Below are 21,813 nucleotides of genomic sequence, written 5' to 3' on the forward strand. Positions count from 1 at the left end.
GCGCTTTGAGGTGCGGCGTGACTTCCTGGAGCAATACGACGTGCAGGAGGCAGGTGGGCGGGCGCTACGAGAATACTGGATACCTGCGGGAGAGCTTGATGCGTTCAACGCCGCTATCGTCGGGCCTATCGAGGTGGTGAGAGAGTTCCGCTGAGGCTTTCATATTGCGGCGGAGTCTGATGTCCCATGGCTCCGAAAATTCAAACTGAGACACTACCCAAATTAGCGATCTCTTGTATTTCTTGAAAATGAGGATCATGCTTGGCCCAATGCGTGGCAACCTGATGCGCAGCCGGGTGGATAAAAGGGTAAGGCGCCATGGAATTCGCAGTCTGCTATGACCACAGCGTGATCGATCTGGCTTGGTCGATCTTCCTCGGCATCACGACGGTTTTCATGTTCCTGGCGCCATTGGCCGTTGCGCGGCTGATAGCGATCTCGCGCGGGGCACCTGTCGCACGGCTTCAGACGGCCTGACAGCCGAGGCCTTTCCTAGCCGACGATTTTTAGCCCAGGCACTTCACCGAACAGCGCCGAGCAGTCGATCTCGTCCAGGAAAAGCGCGTTGGGATCGAGCACCAGCCACGATGTATGCATACGAAGATCCCTCAGCCTTGCGTTCTTTTCGGCGCGCGCCTGGCGCTCCGCCTCGGCAATCGAGGCCAAGCCTGGCATCTCGGCCTTGTGAAGGTGAGAACTCCTCGACATAGCGAGACAAAACGCGGTCGCCCTATTTTGCGTTCCAGCCCATCCGCCTGAAAACAAGTGCGGTGATCATACCCGCGAGCACGACCGAAAAGCCGGATGGCCAAGGCCACCCCAAGCCGCCGCACGTTTCATTCGCGCCGCCATCGCTACGAGCGGCCCGGCTCGAATCAGCGCAGACCCAGAAAACTCAAAATGGCGATCACGATGACGATAGCACCTACGATCCAGATGATGTTGTTCATGGTCCTCTCCACATGTCAGCGGTCAGGAAACGCGCCTGCCAAGGGGGCATAGGCCGAAGTTTCTTTCGGGAGCCCTCGCAAAGACCTCAACACTTAGAAACTGCTAATGTTCCGCCCGCATCTGTGCCGGGGGCCGGACTAGGCGTTCTTGGCACCTGGAAGCGGTTTCTGCAGCCTCGACGGCCGCGCTGTTAACCGCTCGCCTGAAGGCCGGACCAAGGTCGGTGTCGCAATTGCCGCGGCTGGCCTATACTCTTTGTCCGTGGTGGGGTGAATCGCGCGAATGCTCAGGGAGACCTTGAAGCGACTTGTGCAAATCTGGAGCGGGCTGTCGCTGGCCTGGCAGTTTGTGATTGCCGGCGGCATCGGGCTTTTGGCGGTGATGCTCGTGGTTGGCCTTTGGGTGACGTCGCAAATCCGCGAAGGCGTGATGCACAACTCCGCCACCACGACGGCGCTCTATGTCGACAGCGTGATCGCGCCGCTGCTGCCGGACCTGCGCAAGAGCCGCGAGCTCGACGACACGGTCAAACGGGCGCTGGACGAGACGCTCGGCCAAGGCGCGCTCGGCAAGAGGCTAGTGTCATTCAAGCTGTGGCGGCGCGACGGCACGGTGCTTTACGCCGATAACTCGAAGCTGATCGGCAAGACGTTTCCGCCCAACCCCAATCTGATCTCGGCCTTTGCCGGCAATGTCGTGGCGGAATTCAACAACCTCGCCGACGATCCTGAGACCAGCGAAGAGAAAGCGGTGACCGCGCCGTTGTTCGAGATCTACAACCCCGTGCGCGAACCCTGGTCGGGCGAAGTGGTGGCGGTGTCGGAATTCTACGAAGTCGCCGACGATTTCCAGGAGACGCTGAATTCAGCACTCAGATGGACCTGGCTGGTGGTGGCCGGCGCCACCGCCGCCTCGCTGGCGCTGCTGTCGGGCATCGTGTTTCGCGGCAGCCGCACCATCCAGACGCAGCGTGCCGCGCTGGAAGCCAAGGTCAGCGAGTTGCAGGAGGCGCTGGCGCAGAACTCGTCGCTACGCCAACGCGTGCAGCGCGCCTCGCGGCGAGCCACTGCCATCAACGAACGTTACCTGAGGCGCATCGGCGCCGACCTGCATGACGGCCCGGCGCAGCTGGTGGCACTTGCCGCGCTCAGAATGGACAGTCCGGTGCTGGTCGACCCCGCCACGCCCAAACCGCAGCGCGAGGCGGAAATCGCCGGCATCCATAAGACGCTGGGCGAAGCGATGAGCGAGATACGCGGCATCTGCAACGGCCTGGTGCTGCCGCAGATCGAGACGCAGGCGGTGGCCGACATATTGCGGCTGGCGGTCGCCGAGCATGAGCGCCGCACCGACACCAAAGTGCTGCTGACGCTGCCAGAGCGCTTGCCGGAACTCGGCACCTCAGAGAAGATCAGCATCTATCGTTTCGTGCAGGAAGGACTGAACAACGCCTTCCGGCACGGCAAGGGCAAGGGCCAGCAGGTGAGAGCCACGATGAAGGGCGGCAAGCTTTTGGTCGAGGTGCAGGACACCGGCCCGGGCTTCAATCCTGCGCGAAGCGAAGGCCTCGGGCTCGCCGGTCTCAGGGAGCGTATCGAAAGCATTGGCGGGCAATTCGAGACGCTTTCGGGGCCGGGGGGAACGAGACTGGTAATCACATTGTCTGTCGAGGAGCAGCCGTGACCGCACCCATCCGCATCGCTATTGTCGACGACCATCCGCTGTTTCGTGAGGGCGTGGCGCGCAGCCTCGGCGAGATCGGCGGCTTCGAGCTTGTCGGCGAAGGCGCCAGCGCCGAGGACGCCGAAAAGCTGGTCCGCGCCAGCGCGCCCGACGTGCTGCTGCTCGACATCAGCATGCCCGGCGGCGGCCTCAATGCGCTGGCCAGCATCCTTTCGGCGGCGCCTGAGCAAAAGATCGTCATGCTCACCGTGTCCGAGACCAATGCCGATGTCGCCCAGGCGCTGAAGGCGGGCGCGCGGGGCTATGTGCTGAAGGGCGTCGGCTCCAAGTCGCTGGCCGAGATCCTGCGCGACGTCGCCAACGGCCAGAGCTACGTTTCGCCGACGCTTTCGGCCCGGCTGCTGTCGGATCTCTTGCAGCCCACCAGCCGCAAGCCCGACCCGCTCAGCCAGCTCACCGGCCGCGAGGCCGAGATCCTGGGGCTGGTGGCGGAGGGCCTGAGCAACAAGGAGGTCGCGATGCGGCTGTCGCTGCAGGAAAAGACGGTCAAGCACCACATGACCCGAGTGCTCGCCAAGCTCAACGTGCGCAATCGGACGGAGGCGGCGCTGCTGATGCATGAAGCGAGAGAGAGGAATTAGTGAATAGTGGAAAGTACAGTGAATGGTGAAGCGTCGGCGCGTTCCCATTCGGTGAAGTGCGTTTCGTTGATTACTGTTCCCTATTCACCATTCACCGTCATTTCAAAAGCAAATCACCCCCGCCTCTGAAGGCGGGGGTGACATGCGAAGGCGCGGGAAAAGGGGGTAGCTTCTCTCGGCCCTCACAAGCCTAGCAGACGGGCCAGATCCTTCTCGGTCGCCCGGCGCTCGACGATGGTGCGGCCTTGCGCATCGCTCATCTCGAAGCGTCCGTTCTCGATCTCTTCCTTCATGCCGTTGCGGTGGATGATGGTGATCCTGTTGCCGTCGATCTCGACTATGTCGCCCGTCGCCGCATTGACACGGCTGGCGGCCTTGCCGCCGGGGCTGGTGTTGCCTTTGCCGCTGTTGTTGCCAGGACCGGCATTGGCATTGCCGCCACCGGCATTGCTGTTGCCGGAATTGCCGCCAGCGTTTCCGCCGCCGCTGTTGCCCCCGCCGCCATTGCCGTTGCCGCCGCCGTTGTCGGCATAAGCGGTGGCCACCAGGAGCTTGGCGAGGCTATTGGACGTGAAATGACCAGGCGCGGCAAAAAGCGCCAGCGCGGCCGCGGCGCGCAGCGTAAGGCGGACAAACCTTTTTGAGGCGGGTTCGCGCATGCCGTCCTTGGTTCATGCCGGTTCCGCCTCGGGCCTGCCGAAGTTCCGCTCTCAGCCCGCCAAGGCGGAACCGGTGTCTTGACCAGACAAGATTCACGCTTTGGTAAGGTTACGGAAGCGGCCCACGACCCATGCCACCTCCGGTCGGACCTTTTTGCAGTCACTTGGGGACCATTGTCGCACCACCCGGGAACACAACTGGAGGCTGCACTGCCGTCGCGTTAACCAAAATCGCTTGGAAAGCGGTTAGCAATTCATTATGACTGTCGCACGCGAGAACGGCGCGGACACTCAACGAACCGCGGCATGCTACGGCGCATGCGCCCTCCTGGGCGGAAAAGCGCCGTATCCTTTGGTTTGCGCATGAATTGTTTCCCGGACTGCGGGGGCATGCGCCAAGAGCCCGCCTTATCCGGCAGCCGTCTCAAGGGCCCCAAAAAAGTACCCCCGCCAAAAGGCGGGGGCAAGGTGAGCAGCGGGAGTTCTGTCGTAAGACGATCAGGACCGAAGAGACGAAGCAAAAGGTGGCAACCTGATTTTGCAGCGCTGGCTTTTGGCCCCTTAAGATCTAATCCAGATAGAACCTCGCTCTCACAAACTCTTTAGGCGATCGAGATCGGCCACTGTGGCCTTGCGCTCGACGATGGTGCGACCAAACTTGTCCTCCATCCTGAAACGGCCGTTCTCGATGCTCTCCTTCATTCCGTTCCGGTGCGTGACCTGGATGCTATTGGCACTGACCTCGACCTTGTCGCCGGTCGCCGCATTCACATGATCATCGACATCGCCGGTTGCTGCAGTGTTCGTTGCGCCCTTGCTGTTGCCGCTGTTTCCGTTTCCGTTGTTACCGCCCGAGTTGCTGTTTCCGCTGTTGCCGCCCGAGTTGCCGTTCCCGTTCCCGCTGTTGCCGCCGCCGCTGCCGTTACCGTTTCCGCCGCCGCTGTTCCCACCGCCATTGCCGTTTCCATTGCCGCCTTTGCCGGCATAGGCCTTGGCCACGACAGGACCGTCGAAGGAGAGATGAAAAGGCGCGACAACAAGCGCCAGCGCAACGAGCGCCCGCAAGACATGCCTGCAGCCCATGCGCGATACGCGCATCCCAATCTCCCCTTGCCAGCCATCCGACCCTTCGGCCGAACTACCCCACCGGCAATGTCGCAACATCAGCATCCCTAATCAACCCGTCGTGGGGAAGTGGCCCACGACCCTTGTCTCGCTTTTTAAGACCTTTTTCGCAGCGATGTCGGACCTAAGTCCTATCTCAACCACCAGATGTGATTGGGCCCGGCTGCGTGCACGGCTTTTTCTGGCGTGGATACCCGCGTGCACGGCTTCGCGCAACGCGCTACGAGTGGTTGTTCTATGCTCTCCCAAAACCGCCGCGCCCTCAGGCGATATGGCATTGATCCTTAACAGGGTGACGGAACCGGCGCTCTCGCCGTTACGGCCGCGCCGAACGCGGCGGCAATCACGGCGCCAATACCGGCGCATTGCAAAACGCTCAAGCTCTCGTGCAGGAAGAGAAACCCGGTCAGCGCGGCGCCTGCGGGTTCCAGGCAGACGATCATGCCATAGACTTTCGCCGGCATTCTGGCGAGCACCATCATCTCCAGCCAGAAGGGCAGCGCGCTGGAGAACAGCCCGACGACGACCGCGGCCGCCATGACATGCGAGTCGGTGAGATAAGGTTCGGCTGCGATGAAGCCAAAAGGCAGCGCGACGAGCGCGGCGATCGCCATGCCATAGGCCGAGGTGCGGGCGCCAAGCTCGGCGCCGGCCTTCTGCGCACAGATGATATAGAGCCCCCAGCAGGCGCCGGCGGCAAGCGCAAGCAGCACGCCGATCGGATCGAGCCCGCGGCTGATATTGGCGAACGGCGAGAGCAGCACGATGCCGGCGACCGCAAGCACCACCCAGACGAGGTCGAGAAGGCGCCGCGAGCCGAGTGTGGCGACAAAAAGCGGGCCGGTGAATTCGAGCGCCACGCAGATGCCCAGCAGAATGCGCTCGAGCGCGGCATAGAAGAGCAGGTTCATCACCGAAACGGTGACGCCATAGACGGCGAGCCAAGGCAGACCCTTTCGTGTCGGCAGCACTTTCCATGGCCTGAGCACTGCCGCCAGCATCAGCGCGCCGATGAGGAGTCTCAGCATTGTTGTGCCGTCCGGCCCGAGCACCGGAAACAGGCCCTTGGCGAAGGCCGCGCCAACCTGCACCGAAAGGATGGCACCAAGCAGGCCGAGGACGGGCAAGGCTCCCAGCTGCGCCTGCGGTTTTGCACTCGGCGTCGACGTCACTTCTCCTCCACCCCCCGGGCCCCGGTCCGAGGCGGCGATAGAGACTGGCGTTGCCCCTGTCGTGAGGCAACGGGGGACCCGATGCTGGGACAGGCCCTTCAAGTCTCGCAACTGGATTGCTGCGCCGCACAAGACTTTGAAATTCAATATACTTTTCACAACGCGATTTGAATAGTCTTTGGCTAAATGGAGCGTTACTGTCAATATCGCCAAAACACCCGCTACGGTTGTCGCAATGCGTCACAGCATCCGCAGCGATAAATACTTCAAAAATCAGACCAACCGACCATCACCATATAGGACCATAGGCCAAACTTCCCAAGTCAACTGTCGTCTGCAACCCTCCAAATCACAGCTTTATTTCAAACTCGTAAGCATTGTGTGTTGCGCCGCAACATAAGCGGAGACAGATGTTAACCAACATGGGCAGTGGAGGATGCCGCTACGTTGAGCCGAATGGGCATTCCGCTGACAGCCAAGGACGGCACTCTCGCCCCGGACGGAGATTCGTCGACAGGCGGAGTCGGCGTGCTTTGCAGGTCCAGCGCAGGATCTTACGGCGGAACCTGGGGACCCCGCCAATGACAGGTCAGCGCGACATCCAGCTTGACGCAGTGCGAGCTGTAGCCGTCACGCTGGTGCTTTACGCGCATTTCCTTGCGCCGAACGGCACCTCCTTCCTCGGCCATCTCGGCGTGCGGCTGTTCTTCGTGCTCTCCGGCTTCCTGATCACCCGGCTTTTGCTTGACGCGCGTGACAGCAACGCATTCGCTTCCGGGCCGGCCCTGCGCGCCTTCTATGCCAGGCGCGTGATCCGAATTTTTCCGCCTTATTTCGCGGTGCTGGCCCTGGTCTGGCTCACCAATCTGGAACAGTCCAGCTCGTCGCTTGCCTGGCATGCGCTTTATCTCTCGAACTTCTGGTATGCGCTGCGCAACGACTGGAACCCCTGGCTGCTCTGCCATTTCTGGAGTCTCAGCATCGAGGAGCAGTTCTATCTCGCTTGGCCGCTGATCGTGCTTCTGGCGCCGCGCCGGCGTATCGAGGCGATCACGATCGGCGTCATCCTCTTCTCGTTCGCCTACCGCTTCTACTGGCCGCTCACCGCCAACCCGGCGCTCGCCCGGGACCTGTTGCCGCCGGCCTCGATGGACGCGCTTGGCTGCGGCGCCCTGCTTGCCGTGCGCCGCGCCAGGGGCGCCGATGTGCCGCGCTGGATGCGGCTCGGCTGGCCGGCTTTCGCGGCCGTTTTCCTGCTCGTCGTCTGGTCCGATCCGGGACCGGCGAACTCGGGATGGGAGTGGGCGCACTGGGCGCTGGTGCAGGTGCTGCCGCTGGTGCCGCTGGTGGCGATCGTCGCCGCCTGCTCCAACGGCCTCGGCGGCAGGCTCGGCAAGCTGGCCGAACTGCCACCGCTGCTTTTCCTCGGCCGCATCAGCTACGGCGTCTATCTCTACCACCCGATCCTTCTCGCCTACGCCGTCAAGGCGCAGCCCTGGATCCCGCTCAACGTCTCGGAGCAAGGGCCTGGCCGCTTCCTTGTCGCAGGTGCCGCCACGCTGCTTGTCGCCTCGCTCTCCTGGGCGCTGTTCGAAAAGCCGCTCAACAGTCTCAAGCGCTATTTCCCCTATGTCGCGCGGTCGCGCGCGGGCATGGCGGGCGAGACAAGCTGGATAGGCCCGCCGGCCAGCGTGTCCGCGCTCGACCTGCAGCGAACCGAGGCGAGGCGATGATGGCGAGCGCCACTCCTCTCATCTCCGTGCTGCTGCCGGTCTACAATGCCGAGCCCTATGTCGGCGCTGCAATCCAATCGATCCTGCGGCAGGATTACAGCCGGCTCGAGATCATCGCCATCGACGACGGTTCGACCGACCGGTCGCTGGAGATCCTCGACCGCTGCCGCAAGGCGGACAGCCGCGTATCCATTGTTTCGCGCGAGAACCGCGGTCTCGTAGCCACCCTCAATGAGGGGTTGGCGAGCGCGCAAGGCGAGCTCGTCGCGCGCATGGACGCCGACGACTTCGCCTATCCCTGGCGGCTGTCGCGCCAGGCGGCGCTGTTTGCAACGCGTCCCGAGATCGGCTTCAGCGGCTCGATCGTCGACATGTTGGTGCGTGGCCGTATCGCGTCCGGCAGGTTCGACCCGGTGTTCCGCCTCGACCTTGCCGCGCTCGCGAAATTCTTCACGATCTTCATGCACCCGACCGTGGTCTACAACCGCCGGGTGATCGGCGAGGCCGACCTTCGTTACGACGCCGCCTACCGGCATGCCGAGGATTTCGACCTCTTCCGCCGGCTCGCCGACCGTTATCCGGCGGCCCTGATGGAGGAGAGCCTGCTGGTCTACCGCGTGCATTCCGGCAGCGTGACCAGCCGGCATGTGAAGGAGATGCGGCGCACGCATCTCCGGATCGTCGGCGAAAACCTCGAGCGCGAGGGTCTGACAGACGATACCAAGGACCTGCGCGCCATCGGCGATCAAGTTTCCGTCGCGACGGTGGCCGGGGCGGCGGCCTTCATTCGCGCGCTGGAAGAGCGGATTGCCGCGCTGCCCGCGGCGGTGCGCCCAAGCTTCGAGGCCGGTGCGCTCAACCTCTTCTATTTCCTCTACCAGCTCGTCAACGACGAGGAGCAACCCGCGCTCACGCATGAGCTTTTGACGCTTTCCGCGAAATGGAACGCGATCCGCCGCCGCGAGCAATATGCGTTGCGCCCCGGGGCCTGGGCACCGTGGCTCAGCCAGGCTTCGATGTGGGCCGGCAAGCAGGCCGACAGGCTCGCCTACCGCTTCAAATCCACGCCGGCGGCATCGGTGCTGGCGCCTTACAGGATGGAGGCGGCATGAGCAGCTTTGGCCGCGTCCACTCGCCGGCGGTGGAAATCGGCGAAAGCCGCCGCCACAGCCAATCTCCCCTCACAAGCAGGGAGGTCAGCAGCCTCAGCGCTGAGCCCTCTCCATGAACGACGCGCGCCATCCCCTGCCGCGGCACCCGGCCCTGCCCGCGCCTCCCTGGCCCAGGCAGCGGCCGCAGGTCTCCTTCATCGTCTGCACGCGTGACCGCGCGGCGGTGCTTGAAGCCTGCATCGATTCGATCCGTGCCGCCTGTCTTGCGCATCCCGCCTTCGCCGCCGAACTGGTGGTGGTCGACAACGGCTCGCGCGACGGCACGGCGGAATATCTTTCCCGGATCGCCGCGAGCTCCGACATTCCACTTACGGCGATCTCAGAGCCGCGGCCCGGGCTGGCGGCGGCGCGCAATGCGGGGCTGGCGCGGGCGCGCGGGCGCGTGCTGGTCTTCATCGACGACGACTGCAGGCTCGACCGCAACTATCTCGCCGACCTCCAGCGGCATGATGCAAGCGGCGAAAAATGGCTGATCCGCGGCGGCCGCGTCGAACTCGGCGATGCGCGCGACCTGCCCTTCACCATCAAGCGCTGCGACGAGCGCCAGCGGCTGACGCCCGCCGTGCATCCGGGCGGCTTCGTGCTCGGCTGCAACATGACCATGCATCGCGACGTCGCCGCTCGCATCGGCCCCTTCGACGAACGCTTCGGCGCCGGCGGGCCGCTGCGCTCGGCGGAAGACACCGACTACCTGGTGCGCGCCATGCTCGCCGGCATGGCGGTGGAATATGTGCCCGACATGACGATCTTCCATCACCACGGCCGGCGTGGCCGCAAGGCGATCGATCGGCTGCACCGCGACTATCATTTCGGTAATGGCGCGCTGTGTCTCAAGCATTTCCGCCGCGCGCCATGGCTGCTTCGCCATTTCTATTGGGCGGCGCGAGCCGCCACGCGCGAGCTGATCGGCGGCCCGCGCTTCGACCAGGATCTCAGGCTCTCGCACTGGCCGATCGTTTTGATGAACCTCGCGGGCGCGGCGAAATTCATGACGCTCGTGCTGGCGGGGCGGCCCGATCGGCAGCCGAGGCACGCTCAGGAAGCCGCCGAGGCCAGGACGGAGGCCGGCGCGCCATGAGCGGGCACCCGACTCTGGCGATGCTGCGGCGGGCGCTCGGCCGCCGTCAGCTCGGCCTGCTGCCCGCCGTCGTCGCGCTCGGACTTGCGAGTGCTGCGCTCGAAGGCTTCGGCATCGGGCTGATCATCCCGCTGCTCGGCATCATCATGGGACATGGCGAGGCGACCGGCATGGCTGGCCTCTCCGCCCTGCTGCAGAAGGTCGGCGCCGGGCTGGGCGAGCGCGAGCGGCTGATCGCGATTTCGGCCGCGATCCTCGGCTCGATCCTGGTCAAGAACCTGCTTGCCTTCGCCAATGCGGTGCTGACCGCGCATATCTACGGCAGGGCCGGCCAGTCGATCCGCGGCGCGCTCGCCGAACGCCTGCTCAGCGTCGGCTATCCGTTCTTCCTGAAGGAGAGCCCAGGGCGGCTGCTCAACATCATCTCCAACGAATCCTGGCGGGCGTCGGACGCCATGCAGGGGATGCTGGGCGCGATCGTCAGCGCCTCGGCGGCGGTTATCCTGCTTGCCTTCCTGCTGCTCTTATCCTGGCAGATGACGCTGCTGGTGATGCTGGGGCTGGCGCTGGTGCAAGCGGCACATATGGCGCTGTCGGCGCATCTCAGGGCGCCGAGCCGCAGCGTCGCGGCCCGCAACAGCGCTTTAGCCTCGCAGATGCTGCACCTGGTGCATGCCGGCCGTCTCATCCGGATCTTCGGCCAGGAGGCGCGCGAGAAGGCCGCCTTCGAGAAGGCATCGGACAGCGTGCGGCGGGCGGCCTTCACGCTTTCCAGCCGCCAGGGCGCGCTGGCGCCGCTCACCGAAGTGCTGCACGCCGTGCTGTTCCTGGCGGTGGTGATCGGCGCCTGGCTTGCCGGCTTGAGCTTCCCGTTGGTCGCCGCCTTCCTCATCCTGCTTTACCGCCTGCAGCCGCATGTGCGCGCGCTGCAGATGACCTGGAGCCAGCTGCAGGGGCTTTCCGGCTCGCTGGAGGAGGTGAGCTGGCTGCTCGACCCCGAGGGCAAGCCCGTGCCGCCCACGGGCAGCCGCCCGTTCGCGGGACTCGGCGAGAAGATCGCCTTCGAGGGCGTCAGCTTCAGCTATGCCAATGAGGAGCAGCGCGCGGCGGTGCTGCATGCGGCGAGCTTCGACATCGTGAGCGGCCGCTCGACGGCGCTGATCGGCCGCTCCGGCGCCGGCAAGACGACCATCGTCAACCTGCTCTGCCGCTTCGTCGAGCCCGATGGCGGCCGCATCCTCGTCGACGGCGCGCCGCTCGGCGAGATCGACCCGGCCCAATGGCGGGCGCATATCGCTCTGGCCAGCCAGGAGCTGGAGCTGGTCGACGGCACCATCCTCGACAACATCACCTACGGCAAGGACACGGCCAGCGCGGAAGAGGCGCGCCGCGCGGCCAAGCTCGCCGAGGCGCATGGCTTCATCGAGACGCTGCCGCAGGCCTACCAGACGGTGGTCGGCTATCGCGGCGTCAACTTGTCGGCCGGGCAAAGGCAGCGCATCGCGCTGGCGCGAGCGCTGCTGCGCGACCCCGACATTTTGATCCTCGACGAAGCCACAAATGCGGTGGACGGGCTCTCGGAAGCGGCAATCGTGGAAACGCTGAAATCGCGCGCCGGCCGCCGCACCACGATCGTCATCAGCCATCACCACTCGACCATCGCGTTCTGCGACGACCTGGTGATCCTGGAGCATGGGCGGGTGAAGAAGCAGGCGCCGTTCGCGGAACTGGCGGCGCGCAGCATGGATGAGCTGTACCAGCCGGAGTGAGGGCTTTCTTTGCGAGGGAAGTGGCGAAGGTTGGCGCGAGACACCCCCTCTGCCCTGCCGGGCATCTCCCCCGCAAGGGGGGAGATTGGCAGCTCCGGCTGCCGCGCTCTTCCTGCTCCGTCGGAAGTTGGCGAAAGCGGCGACGACATCTGATCTCCCCCTTGCGGGCCCTTGCGGGGGAGATGTCCGGCAGGACAGAGGGGGTGCTGTCTCGCCGGCGCTAAACCAGCTTCACCCGGCCATCGCGAGCGGCGCGGCGCTCTTGTTGGGGATCTGGATGTCGATCTCCAGCGTCGACATGGTGGCGCCGCGATCCATCGAGACCTGGAGATAGTCCTGGTCGATCTGCACATGCTTGGCAATGACGGCCATGATCTCCTCGCGCAGGATGGAGACGAGGTCTGGCTGGCCACGGCTCTGGCGTTCATAGGCGAGCAGCAACTGCAGCCGCTCGCGCGCCACAGGCGCACTGGTGCGCCGCTTGAAGAGGTCGAGAATGCTCATGCCGCCCTCCTTCCGAGAAGCCGTTCGAGGAAACCCTTGCGCTCGAAGGGGACGACCACCGGCAGGTCCTCGCCCTCCAGGCGCCGTGCCGCTTCGAGGTAGGCCTTGGCGGCGGTGTTGATCGGCTCGCTGAGCGTCACCGGCGCGCCGAGGTTGGAGGCCCTGAGCACATCCTGGCTTTCCGGGATGATGCCGAGCAGCGGCGTCGAAAGGATCTCCAGCACGTCGTCGATCGACAGCATCTCGCCGCGCGAGGCGCGCGTCGCGTCATAGCGCGTGACCAGCACGTGCTTCTGGATCAGCTCACCCTGCTCGGCCTTCATGGTGCGGGCGTCGAGCAGGCCGATGATCCGGTCGGAGTCGCGCACCGAGCTCACTTCCGGGTTGGTGACGATGACCGCCTCGTCGGCGAAGCGCATGGCAAGCTGGGCGCCGCGCTCGATGCCGGCCGGGCTGTCGCAGAAGACATAGTCGAACACCGAGCGCAGCCGGGCGATGACTTCGGCAACGCCCTCCTCGGTCAGCGCGTCCTTGTCGCGCGTCTGCGAGGCCGGCAGCAGATAGAGCGTCTCCAGCCGCTTGTCGCGGATCAGCGCCTGCGACAGTTTTGCGGTGCCCTGGATAACGTTGACGAGGTCGAACACCACGCGGCGCTCGGCACCCATGATGAGGTCGAGATTGCGCAGGCCGACGTCGAAATCGACCAGCGCAACCTTCTTGCCGGTCTTGGCCACGGCAGCGCCGAGCGCGGCCGTCGAGGTTGTCTTGCCGACGCCCCCCTTGCCCGAGGTGACCACGACTACCTTGCCCATATATCCAGCCTCCGTTGGCGATTTTTATTCTCTGGCCGTGCCGGGCACGGCGGACTCATGAAGGACAATGGCACGCGAAACCGGTCCGAAGCTTGCGGCCAAAGACTCAGCCGAGCGGCACCACGCACAGCGCATCGTTTTCGAGGAAGGCCTGCACCGCCTTGCCGCGCGAAACACCTTCCATCTCCTCGGCCGTGGTGTACCAGCCGTCGACGGCGAGCAGCTCGGCCTCATTCTTGCGGCAGAAGATGCGCGCCGACGTGTTGCCTTCCGAGCCGGCGATCGCCCGGCCGCGCAGCGTGCCGTAGACATGGATCGAGCCGCCGGCGACGATTTCCGAGCCGGACGCGACCGAGCCCAGCACGATGACGTCGCCATGCGGATGAAAGACCGACTGCCCCGAGCGGATCGGCGCCTTGATCATCAGCGTGCCGGCGGAAGGCTCGTGCCGTGCCGGTACAGCACCCTGCCCCGACCCGGCCGGTTCCGACTTGGCTGCTTCGGCGGCTCGCGCGTTCTGCGCATCGAGCTTCGCCAGTTCATCCTGCGGCGCCCTCATTTGCCCCGGCTGCACGTCCTCGACCGTAGCCGTCTCGACCGTGATCTCTTCCGCCTTCGCCTTGCGCGCGGCCCTGCCCAGCAGGCCCTCGGCGGTCGCCTCCTTGGCGCCGGCGAGCAGCGGCGGCAAATCGGGGCCGAGCTCGGCGCCCTCGAGCTCGATCGCATAGACGCGGATGCCGCGCCGGGCGAGCGTGCCGACAAGTGCTGCGATCTCCTCCGGCCCCGGCTTCAAAGTATTGAGATCCAACACTACCGGGCGGCCGTTGAAATAGCCCGGCGAGTTGCCGATCCAGTGATCGAGCCCCTCCAGCCACTCGTCGATCGGCGCCTCCGGCGTCAGCGTGAAAGCGACGAAGGAGCGGGCGCGGAAGCGGATGGATTTGTTGTGCAAAGGGGCGGCGAAGGTCACGGCCAGACGAATCCTTACTCAATGGTTAAAGGGTGCCGGGCGAATGGTTAACAAAAGGTTAATTTTGCGGATGGCGGCCGCTGAGGAACTGGCGCAGCTAAGTTTTGTGGCGGGGTGGTCACAGTGCCTGCCGCAGCGTCTATCCAGCACACAATTCGACACATGGCGTGAGCCGGCAAGGAACGCTCAGCGGGGCCTAACGGCCAACAATATGCTCGGCATTTCGGTCCTTGTCGGCGGAGGCACCAAGATCTGTATCTCGGCTCTTTCTTCGGCGCCACGCGGAAGCCCTTCATAGGAGTCGGACGGCGTCGCGCGTCAAGCGAAATTTAGTCGCCGGCAAGCTTTTCAGGACAACGGCGCCGACAATATTATTTCGCCTCGCCTTGTCGCCGCTTCGGTTAAGCGCTATGTTTTTCAAATCGAACTTGTTGAACGAATGTTGTTTCTGCGCCTTGGCGCCCTGACGATCTTCCCTCTCAATTTCGAAGACTGCGACGTTTGGCACGCAGCGAGGCGGCGATGATTTGCGTCGATTTGAAAGGAAAATCGTATGACTACTGGAACCGTGAAGTTTTTCAACGCCACGAAAGGCTTCGGCTTCATCGAGCAGGGCAATGGGCAGCCGGACGTGTTCGTCCACATCTCCGCCGTCGAGCGCGCCGGAATGCGCTCGCTAGCGGAGGGCCAGAAGGTGAGCTTCGACATCGTGAAGAACCAGCGGAACGGCAAAAGCTCGGCGGAGAATATCCAGGCGGGCTGATGCCGTGCATCCATGGCCTTTGACCGCGGATGTACCGGCATTGGCCTTGGAGCACTTTGATCTTGCGGATGTCTCCGTCCCGAAACCGGCTCCCGATTTCGGGCAACATGTTTTGGGGTTTTACGCATGTCTTCCCCCTAACCGGTTTCCGATTTCGGGAGATATGCTTTGGAAGGTCGGGCTTGCCCGGCCTCCTTCGTTTCAAATTGCGAGGTAGACCATGGCCGAAACCAGTGTGTTCAAGCCGAAGGGCGACGCCAAGAGCGAAGCCACCACGAAGACGGCGCGCACGATAATCGAGGGCGAAGCGGCAGCGCGGCAGGCAAAGACGGAACGGCTCCGCGCGGCCAGGCTCGCCCGCGGGCCGGTTGAAGCGGAGCCAAAGAAGAAGCCGGCAAGGCGAAAATAGCGACAGAGGTCTCTGGGGAAGTCCCACTTCTCCCGACGCGATTCGACTCGACTTCCCGCGGCTGGGAATCGCCGATCCAATTCCCTTCAGCCGAACTATCCCAAAGGCCGGATGGCCGGGCCGTTGAGAACAGTCCCGTCCGGCGCGAACTGCGAGCCGTGGCAGGGGCAATCCCAGCATTGCTCGGTCGAATTCCAGTGCACGATGCAGCCGAGATGCGTGCAACTGGCCGAATGCCGGTGCAGCTTGCCGTCGCGATCGCGGCACACGGCGAACTTGCTCAAGCCGTCCTGAAGGATGCCGCCTTCGCCGGGCTCGAGGGCGTCGGCCGACTTGACCTCACCGGGCAGCAAATAGCCGGCAAGGTTCTTCACCGTCGTAAGGTTCTCATTGACGTAATGCGCGAGCGCGGCGGGCGGCGTCCGGTCGGGGGCGTAGACGGCTTCCCAGGAGTTCGATCCGCCCACGATCAGATCGCGGATGAGCAGTCCGGCCAAGGCGCCATGCGTCATGCCCTGGCCGGAGTCGCCGGTGGCGATGAAGACGTTGCCGTTGCCGGGGCTGCGGCCGATGAAGCCGCAATAGTCGATCGTTTCGAGGACCTGACCGGACCATCGCGCTCGTTCTCCGCCAAGATCGGGCACCAATGCCCTGATCCAGGCTTCGAGCGCGACAAAGCGCGCCGCGCCGTCATCCGCTTCGCCCGATTTGTGATCGCGGCCGCCGGCGATGAGACAGTCCGTCTTGCCGGGACCGGGATTGAGGCGGACATAGTAATAGGGATCATCCATGTCCCAGTAGAGCGCATCCGGGAGGGTTCCCCTGGCAATGTCGAAAGCCATTGCATAGGTGCGGTAAGGCGCCATCTTGCTGTGGATCTTGACCCAGGTGTTGATCGGGGAATTGGTGGCAAACACTGCGTTCGAAGCCGTTACGGTGGAGCCGCCGTCGCATTTCAGGCGAACCTTGTCCCCCTCCTCGATTTCGGTGACGGCGCTGTCGGCGAATGCCTTGCCGCCTCGTTTCTCGAAATCGGCCAGCAGCGCGCGCAAATATTTCAGCGGGTGGAAGGTCGCCTGGTCTGGATAGCGCAGGATGGGCGCCGATTCATGGCCCTTGAGCGGCACACCCTTGCCATGCTCAGCTTCGGCGCCGATCTTTGCCGCAGCCGCATACTCCTTGTTGCATTCTCTGGCGGCCTCTTTCTCGTCCATCCATGCGGCCGGAAACAGGAAGCCTTCCAGCCGGCGGAAATCGCAGTCGATCTCCAGCGTGGCGACATGGCGTTCGATGCGGTCGACGGCGGCCTGCTGGCTTTCCTGGAATCCGCGCGCCAGAGCCTCGCCGCGCATGTCGATCAGCGCGCTCAAGCCGTCGTCGCAGATGGGTGCCAGATGGGCGGTCGTGCGCGATGTCATGCCGCCGAGCAAGGGGCCGCGATCCACGAGCACCACCCTGCGTCCCGCCAAGGCCAGTTCGTAGGCGATGGAAACGCCGGCGATGCCGGCGCCGATGACGGCTACGTCACAATGCTCATCCCGCTCGAGGCGAGGCGCGTTGGGCAAGCTGGTGTCGAGTGTCCAAAAAGATCTGGTCGCTTCGCTGCTGACGTTCATTGCCTGCCTCGTCGAAACGAAATCGGATGCCCGCGCCGAATGCTGCTCGGCCCGGGTTGCAGATCATCGTGACCGGCTCCACTTCAACGGCTAGGTGCTCTTGAGCGTTCCGTTCATCCCGTTCGGGTAAAAGCCGCCCTTGCTCACACCCGACTGATCGGTCAGATAGACGATGCGCAGCACCTCCTGCGGCGTCCTTGTGAAGGCAATCGCATCCGGCGTCGAAGGAACGACGTTGGCCTTGCCGTCAACCTGAATGCCCTGGTCTTTGTCCTCGTTCCCATCGATCTTGTCGCGTGCGTCGGAAACCGCATTCGCCGCCTTCCAGGCCTTCTCGCCCATGCGATAGAGCGACGACCGCGCCATTCCCATGTGATAGGCCTCGACCGCGAGAATTCCAGCCGCAGCAGCGAGGAATTCCTTGTTCTTCAGGACAGTTGCCGCACCGGCGTAGGCCGTCACACCGACGTCCTCGAACAGCATGCCGCCGAGCACGAAATTCATCTGGTTGCCAAACGCATCGAAATCGTCGCCGAGGCCGGCCGCCTTGGCGACCGCGGCAAAGCCGGCATCGAAATCGATCGCCGGCCGGTCCACCGCATTCGACGCAAGCGTCTTGCGATAGAACCTGACATGGGCAAGTTCGTTTTCCGCGACCTCGCGCATCGAATTCACCGACCGCGGGCGTATCGAAGGCAACCTTTTTGCCGCCGACGACATCGCCGGGTTTGGAACCGATGTCTGAGTCCTCGATGCCTTTTCCCGTGGTGCCGCGGAGGTAATATTCGGCCTCCATATATTCCAGGTTGAGCGCGAAGCGGAAAATGTCTTCGTCTTTTATGTCGTCCTGCGCGGCAGCAGACGAAGTCGAAGCAACGCCGGCCGCTGAAGCAAGGGGCGCTCCAAGACCGATTTGCAGTGCCCGGCGGCGACAAACATGAAGTGAAGGCGTGACAGCGGTCATAGCTTCCTCCCGAAGCCCGCCTGTCAACCGGTTTGGCCTCAATGAGCGGGCCAGCCGCCAAACTTCGCAGAAGGCAGAATGTTCCTGAAAAGAAGCCGATATGGCTTTGCCTGGGGGAGCCTGATGCGGCCGCGATACGGCTCGCGTGGCGCCGGTGCGGTTTTGCGCAGTCAATGGCTCGAGCCCTGTCGCCCGGGCGGGCGCCGGGCTTGCAGGCAGGGCGACGGGCGCCTCGCCGCGACCTCCGGGCCATGAACAAGGCCCAGGAGATCGCCTGCCGCGCTCGGCTTCGCGCTCCAGCCTGACGAGAGCTCAAGCCGCCAGCTCCACCTCACGGGCTGCGGCGATCATGACGCCGGCGAGCAGGCCGTAGGAGGCTTGCCAGGCCTCGCGGACCTGAGGCGTGAAGGCCTCGCCCAGGCCCGCCTCCAGCGTCTCGATCAGCGCCTGACCGACGATCGGATAATGATGCTCCTCGACGCCATAGCCGACATGGCGCCTGGCGAGATCCTGCACGGCGGGCAGGATGGTCTCGGCGCGGGAAAGGCCATGCACGACGAAGCCCAGCGCCGCCATCAGCTTGGCGCCCTGCCTGCTCATGTCCGTTGCGCGAAACAGCCCCTTGAGGCTGGCGTCGATGGCAAACAGCTTCTCGTAGAACAAGGCCGCGGCCGCCTCCTTGATCGGCACGACCTCGCGAAAACTGTCCTGCACAAGCCTGATCTGGTCGGGTGTCATCGGCGTGCTCCTCCGCATTTGCTAGGCTGCAAACATCCGGCGCGAGCGTTTCGCTGGCATGCCGGTTGTGGAGCGGGTGTGTTTCAGGCGTGTGTTGGGCGGGTATCGTGTTGCGGAAACTCCACCTCGGCTGCCATCAGCCGCTTCGCCGCATCCGCCGCGGCGCTGCAATAGCTCTGGTCGCCGTGGATCAGGATCATCACCATGGCGCCCTCGATCAGCAGGAATAGCTCGCGGGCCCGTTCCTTCGGCGACGGCACCTTCGCTTCGGCGAGCAGCATTTCCAGATGACGCTCCATCAGCGCCTTGTGCTGGCGCGCGATCACGCGCGCGGGGTGGCCGGACAGGTCGGCAAGCTCGATCGCCAGCCGGGTGAAGCCGGAGCCCGCCCAGCGCGGCTTGGACGACCACTTGACCAGCCCCTCGAAAAGCTTGTCGATCAGCACGTCCGCGCCGCCCGAAAACTCGATGCCGTAATTCTGGAAGTCGGCGAATGTACGCTCATGCTGCGAAGCGAGCACGGCGGTCAAGAGCGCGTCCTTGCTGTCGAAATGATAGTAGAGCGTGCGCTTGGTGACGCCGGCGGCATCGGCGATCTCGTCCATGCCAACGCGGAAAAAGCCCCGGCGGCGAAACAGCTTGTAAGCCGCCTGGAGGATCTCGGGCCTGGTCTCGTCGGACGCTCTGGGCATGGGGCGCGCTGCCGTTGCCGTAAGTATACTCGCTAGTGAATTTACATCAGCGGCCACGCGACCTTCAATAATCAGCATTCGCTAATATTTTATGGGAGGACGACGATGGAACGAGCAGTCCCCACGCCACTCGATGTTCCGACGGGCATCGTGACTTTGCCCGACGAGATCAGGGCAACATCGGCGGCGCCGCAACTGCTCAAGGGCATGACCTGCATCGAGGACCTGCGCCGGGCCGCGAGCCGCCGCGTGCCGCGCGTCTTCTTCGACTATGCGGAGTCCGGCTCCTATGCCGAGCAGACGCTGCGCGCCAACCGCGCCGACCTGGAGCGCATCACGCTCAAGCAGCGCGTCCTGGTCGATGTCGAGCAGCGCGACACGGCAACCACGATCCTCGGTGAGAAGGTGTCGCTGCCGATAGCCCTTGCACCGATCGGCCTCGGCGGCATGCAATGGGCCGATGGCGAGATCCTCGCCTGCCGGGCGGCAAAAGCTGCGGGCATTCCCTATACGATGAGCACGATGTCGATCTGCTCGATCGAAGATGTGGCGCAAGCTGTCGGCAAGCCATTCTGGTTCCAGCTCTATGTGATGAAGGATCGCGGCTTCGTGCGCTCGCTCATCGAACGCGCCGACGCCGCGCGCTGCAGCGCGCTGGTACTCACGGTCGACCTGCAAGTGCTGGGCCAGCGCCACGCCGATGTCAGGAACGGGCTTTCGGTGCCGCCGGCGCTCAAACTTCGCACGATCCTCGACATCGCCAGCCGCCCGGCCTGGGCGGCCCGCATGCTTTCGGCCAAACGCTGGACCTTCGGCAACCTCGCCGGCCATGTGAAGGGCGAGGACAGCATCAAGGCGGTGGCGGATTGGGTGGCGCATCAGTTCGACGCGACGCTGAGTTGGAGCGATGTCGACTGGATCAGGAGCATCTGGCCGGGCAAGCTGATCCTCAAGGGCATCCTCAATGTCGACGACGCGCGCAGCGCCAGCAGGGCCGGCGCCGACGCCATTGTGGTGTCCAACCATGGCGGCCGGCAGCTTGACGGCGCGCCGTCAACCATCTCGATGCTGCCGAGGATAGCGGACGCGGTGGGCTCCGATGTCGAGATGCTGTTCGACGGCGGCGTGCGCTCAGGCCAGGATCTGATGCGGGCGCTGGCTCTCGGTGCCCGAGCCTGCCTGGTCGGACGCGCCTATATCTACGGCCTCGGCGCCGGCGGCGAGGCGGGCGTGGCGACGGCAATCGACATTCTGCGCAAGGAGTTGTCCGTCACCATGGCGCTGACCGGGACAACGAGCGTCGCGGAGATTGATGGCCGAGTGCTGAATTGAGCCGATCATCTCCCGTTCGCGGCGGGAAGATGCCGAAGGGCGGCGCTAACGTTAGCCATTCGATATGCACCCCCCGCTGGTCTACCGACCATCTCCCCCCAAGGGGCGCCTTCAGGAGCCAAGCGTCACTTCGCAGGAACGTGGGCCTGCCCTACTCGCACTGCCGGCGCGGGCCGCCGTCATAGGGCTGGTAGGTGTTGTCCTGCGGATCGTAGGAGCGATAGCGGCTGAAGCAGGAGTCGATATGGTCGCCCGACATTTGCGGGCCCAACAGCCGGTCCCTGGAAGGCTGCTCCTCCGGCAAGATCTCTTCCGGCGGGCCGCCATAAGTCGTCGCGTAGCCGTCCCGTGTCGTGGCGTAGCCTTCCACCTCGGCCTCGTCGTCAGTCACCTCGCCTTGATTGTTCATCCAGGGCTGATCGGGTTGGCGCCCGTCGGTCGAGGCTGTGCGATCGCCGCCCGGATCGAAATAGGGCGAGATGCAGGGGCGAATCTCCCCGCTGTAGGAGCGGTAGCTGTTTTCTTGCGGGCGGTAGCTGCGATAGCGGTTGGCGCACCATTCGAGATGCGCGGCGGGCAATTGTACCTGCTGGGCTGGCGCCTGCTCCGAAGGCTGTTCAGCCGCATCGGCCTGGCCCGCCTGTGAACCATTGGGCGGAGAGATCTCGGGCAAGGGCTGCAACTGCCGCGGCGCGGCGGCTTGCGGCGTTGGGAGAGCTGCGGTCTGCGTGGCCGTATCCGCCGCTTTGGCCCCCTCGTCCGCCTTAACGGACGCGCCGGCGGCCTGCTGGGCCGGGATGCGCTCGAGATCCTGCTTCGCCGGATCGACGGGCCTGGCGTCCTTGGTCCAGAGCTCCGAAACGCCGATCGCCGGCGTTGCCTGGCGCACCGGCTTGGCGGCCAGCAGCCAAGTGGCGAAGGCGAGCCCTGAGGCAAACACGGCCAGGGTCAGCACGAAGCCGCCGACGATTCCCAACAATGCCTTCACGCTGCTCTCCTTCGACCCCCCGCTATACAATGCGGGGGGCGG

22 protein-coding genes and 2 pseudogenes are annotated in these 21,813 nt (G+C 64.3%); 12 read left to right on the forward strand and 12 right to left on the reverse strand.

Features of this window, described 5'->3' with window-relative positions; genetic code table 11:
- Nucleotides 1-154: pseudogene (locus P9228_RS29655) on the forward strand (ADP-ribosylation/crystallin J1); the annotation flags it as partial.
- Nucleotides 155-318: 164 nt separating this feature from the next.
- A complete protein-coding gene (locus tag P9228_RS29660; protein WP_176477678.1) occupies nt 319-477 on the forward strand; it encodes a hypothetical protein in 159 nt (52 codons plus the stop codon).
- Nucleotides 478-492: 15 nt separating this feature from the next.
- On the opposite strand, the gene P9228_RS29665 is transcribed toward P9228_RS29660, so the two are convergent.
- A complete protein-coding gene (locus P9228_RS29665; protein ID WP_095778960.1) occupies nt 493-675 on the reverse strand; it encodes a hypothetical protein in 183 nt (60 codons plus the stop codon).
- Nucleotides 676-1,233: 558 nt separating this feature from the next.
- Between P9228_RS29665 and P9228_RS29670 the strand changes: the two genes are divergently transcribed.
- Both P9228_RS29670 and P9228_RS29675 read left to right on the forward strand, forming a co-directional pair.
- A complete protein-coding gene (locus P9228_RS29670; protein WP_095801506.1) occupies nt 1,234-2,634 on the forward strand; it encodes a sensor histidine kinase in 1,401 nt (466 codons plus the stop codon).
- Nucleotides 2,631-3,275 carry a response regulator transcription factor gene (locus P9228_RS29675; protein ID WP_066992920.1) on the forward strand — a complete coding sequence of 215 codons (645 nt, stop codon included), beginning with the start codon at nt 2,631-2,633 and terminating at the stop codon, nt 3,273-3,275. Before P9228_RS29670 ends, P9228_RS29675 begins: the two co-directional genes overlap by 4 nt.
- Before the next feature lie 182 nt (nt 3,276-3,457).
- Here the strand turns inward: P9228_RS29675 and P9228_RS29680 are convergent, their stop codons facing one another.
- The 3 genes from P9228_RS29680 to P9228_RS29690 form a co-directional block, all read right to left on the reverse strand.
- On the reverse strand, nt 3,458-3,934 hold the full coding sequence (locus P9228_RS29680) for a hypothetical protein (RefSeq protein ID WP_278056937.1): 477 nt from the start codon (nt 3,932-3,934) through the stop codon (nt 3,458-3,460).
- A 591-nt stretch (nt 3,935-4,525) separates the two neighbouring features.
- Nucleotides 4,526-5,032: a hypothetical protein gene (locus P9228_RS29685; protein WP_067321952.1), complete on the reverse strand. Its 507-nt coding sequence runs from the start codon at nt 5,030-5,032 to the stop codon at nt 4,526-4,528.
- A 311-nt stretch (nt 5,033-5,343) separates the two neighbouring features.
- Nucleotides 5,344-6,231: a DMT family transporter gene (locus P9228_RS29690; RefSeq protein ID WP_278056940.1), complete on the reverse strand. Its 888-nt coding sequence runs from the start codon at nt 6,229-6,231 to the stop codon at nt 5,344-5,346.
- A gap of 581 nt (nt 6,232-6,812) precedes the next feature.
- On the opposite strand from P9228_RS29690, the gene P9228_RS29695 reads away from it, so the two are divergent.
- From P9228_RS29695 to P9228_RS29710, 4 genes are all read left to right on the forward strand, one after another.
- Nucleotides 6,813-7,964, forward strand: a complete 1,152-nt coding sequence (locus P9228_RS29695) for an acyltransferase (protein WP_278056942.1) — start codon at nt 6,813-6,815, stop codon at nt 7,962-7,964.
- Nucleotides 7,964-9,076 carry a glycosyltransferase family A protein gene (locus tag P9228_RS29700; RefSeq protein ID WP_278056944.1) on the forward strand — a complete coding sequence of 371 codons (1,113 nt, stop codon included), beginning with the start codon at nt 7,964-7,966 and terminating at the stop codon, nt 9,074-9,076. Before P9228_RS29695 ends, P9228_RS29700 begins: the two co-directional genes overlap by 1 nt.
- Before the next feature lie 112 nt (nt 9,077-9,188).
- Entirely contained in the window at nt 9,189-10,214 is a 1,026-nt protein-coding gene (locus P9228_RS29705; RefSeq protein ID WP_278056946.1) for a glycosyltransferase, read from the forward strand.
- Nucleotides 10,211-11,983, forward strand: coding sequence for an ABC transporter ATP-binding protein (locus P9228_RS29710; RefSeq protein ID WP_278056948.1), 1,773 nt, complete (start codon nt 10,211-10,213; stop codon nt 11,981-11,983). The genes P9228_RS29705 and P9228_RS29710 overlap by 4 nt, the downstream gene beginning before the upstream one ends.
- 231 nt (nt 11,984-12,214) lie before the next feature.
- Here the strand turns inward: P9228_RS29710 and minE are convergent, their stop codons facing one another.
- From minE to minC, 3 genes are all read right to left on the reverse strand, one after another.
- Complete coding sequence (minE, locus tag P9228_RS29715) at nt 12,215-12,487, reverse strand: cell division topological specificity factor MinE (RefSeq protein ID WP_042638296.1); 273 nt, start codon at nt 12,485-12,487, stop codon at nt 12,215-12,217.
- The gene (gene minD, locus P9228_RS29720; protein WP_067321964.1) at nt 12,484-13,299 is read right to left on the reverse strand and encodes a septum site-determining protein MinD; all 816 of its coding nucleotides are present in this window, start codon (nt 13,297-13,299) and stop codon (nt 12,484-12,486) included. The genes minE and minD overlap by 4 nt, the downstream gene beginning before the upstream one ends.
- Nucleotides 13,300-13,405: 106 nt before the next feature.
- Nucleotides 13,406-14,269, reverse strand: a complete 864-nt coding sequence (gene minC, locus P9228_RS29725; protein ID WP_066992899.1) for a septum site-determining protein MinC — start codon at nt 14,267-14,269, stop codon at nt 13,406-13,408.
- Nucleotides 14,270-14,822: 553 nt separating this feature from the next.
- Between minC and P9228_RS29730 the strand changes: the two genes are divergently transcribed.
- Together P9228_RS29730 and P9228_RS29735 are read left to right on the forward strand one after the other, a co-directional pair.
- Nucleotides 14,823-15,032: a cold-shock protein gene (locus tag P9228_RS29730; RefSeq protein WP_066992896.1), complete on the forward strand. Its 210-nt coding sequence runs from the start codon at nt 14,823-14,825 to the stop codon at nt 15,030-15,032.
- A 220-nt stretch (nt 15,033-15,252) separates the two neighbouring features.
- A complete protein-coding gene (locus tag P9228_RS29735; RefSeq protein WP_066992893.1) occupies nt 15,253-15,441 on the forward strand; it encodes a hypothetical protein in 189 nt (62 codons plus the stop codon).
- Nucleotides 15,442-15,536: 95 nt separating this feature from the next.
- On the opposite strand, the gene P9228_RS29740 is transcribed toward P9228_RS29735, so the two are convergent.
- Entirely contained in the window at nt 15,537-17,057 is a 1,521-nt protein-coding gene (locus P9228_RS29740; protein ID WP_278056951.1) for an FAD-dependent oxidoreductase, read from the reverse strand.
- On the opposite strand from P9228_RS29740, the gene P9228_RS29745 reads away from it, so the two are divergent.
- Nucleotides 16,999-17,151: a hypothetical protein gene (locus P9228_RS29745; RefSeq protein WP_164748317.1), complete on the forward strand. Its 153-nt coding sequence runs from the start codon at nt 16,999-17,001 to the stop codon at nt 17,149-17,151. The two genes, P9228_RS29740 and P9228_RS29745, sit on opposite strands and share 59 nt — an antisense overlap.
- On the opposite strand, the pseudogene P9228_RS29750 reads toward P9228_RS29745, so the two are convergent.
- From P9228_RS29750 to P9228_RS29760, 3 genes and pseudogenes are all read right to left on the reverse strand, one after another.
- Nucleotides 17,148-18,021 (reverse strand): annotated as a pseudogene (locus tag P9228_RS29750) (ferritin-like domain-containing protein). The gene P9228_RS29745 and the pseudogene P9228_RS29750 overlap by 4 nt on opposite strands.
- 312 nt (nt 18,022-18,333) lie before the next feature.
- A complete protein-coding gene (locus P9228_RS29755) occupies nt 18,334-18,759 on the reverse strand; it encodes a globin family protein (RefSeq protein ID WP_278056953.1) in 426 nt (141 codons plus the stop codon).
- An 83-nt stretch (nt 18,760-18,842) separates the two neighbouring features.
- Entirely contained in the window at nt 18,843-19,451 is a 609-nt protein-coding gene (locus P9228_RS29760; protein WP_164746757.1) for a TetR/AcrR family transcriptional regulator, read from the reverse strand.
- 207 nt (nt 19,452-19,658) lie between these two features.
- On the opposite strand from P9228_RS29760, the gene P9228_RS29765 reads away from it, so the two are divergent.
- Entirely contained in the window at nt 19,659-20,783 is a 1,125-nt protein-coding gene (locus P9228_RS29765) for an alpha-hydroxy acid oxidase (RefSeq protein WP_278056996.1), read from the forward strand.
- A 151-nt stretch (nt 20,784-20,934) separates the two neighbouring features.
- Here the strand turns inward: P9228_RS29765 and P9228_RS29770 are convergent, their stop codons facing one another.
- Complete coding sequence (locus tag P9228_RS29770) at nt 20,935-21,771, reverse strand: BA14K family protein (protein ID WP_278056956.1); 837 nt, start codon at nt 21,769-21,771, stop codon at nt 20,935-20,937.
- Nucleotides 21,772-21,813: the final 42 nt, after the last annotated feature.

The organism is Mesorhizobium sp. WSM4898 (assembly GCF_029625845.1).
Lineage (GTDB): Bacteria > Pseudomonadota > Alphaproteobacteria > Rhizobiales > Rhizobiaceae > Mesorhizobium.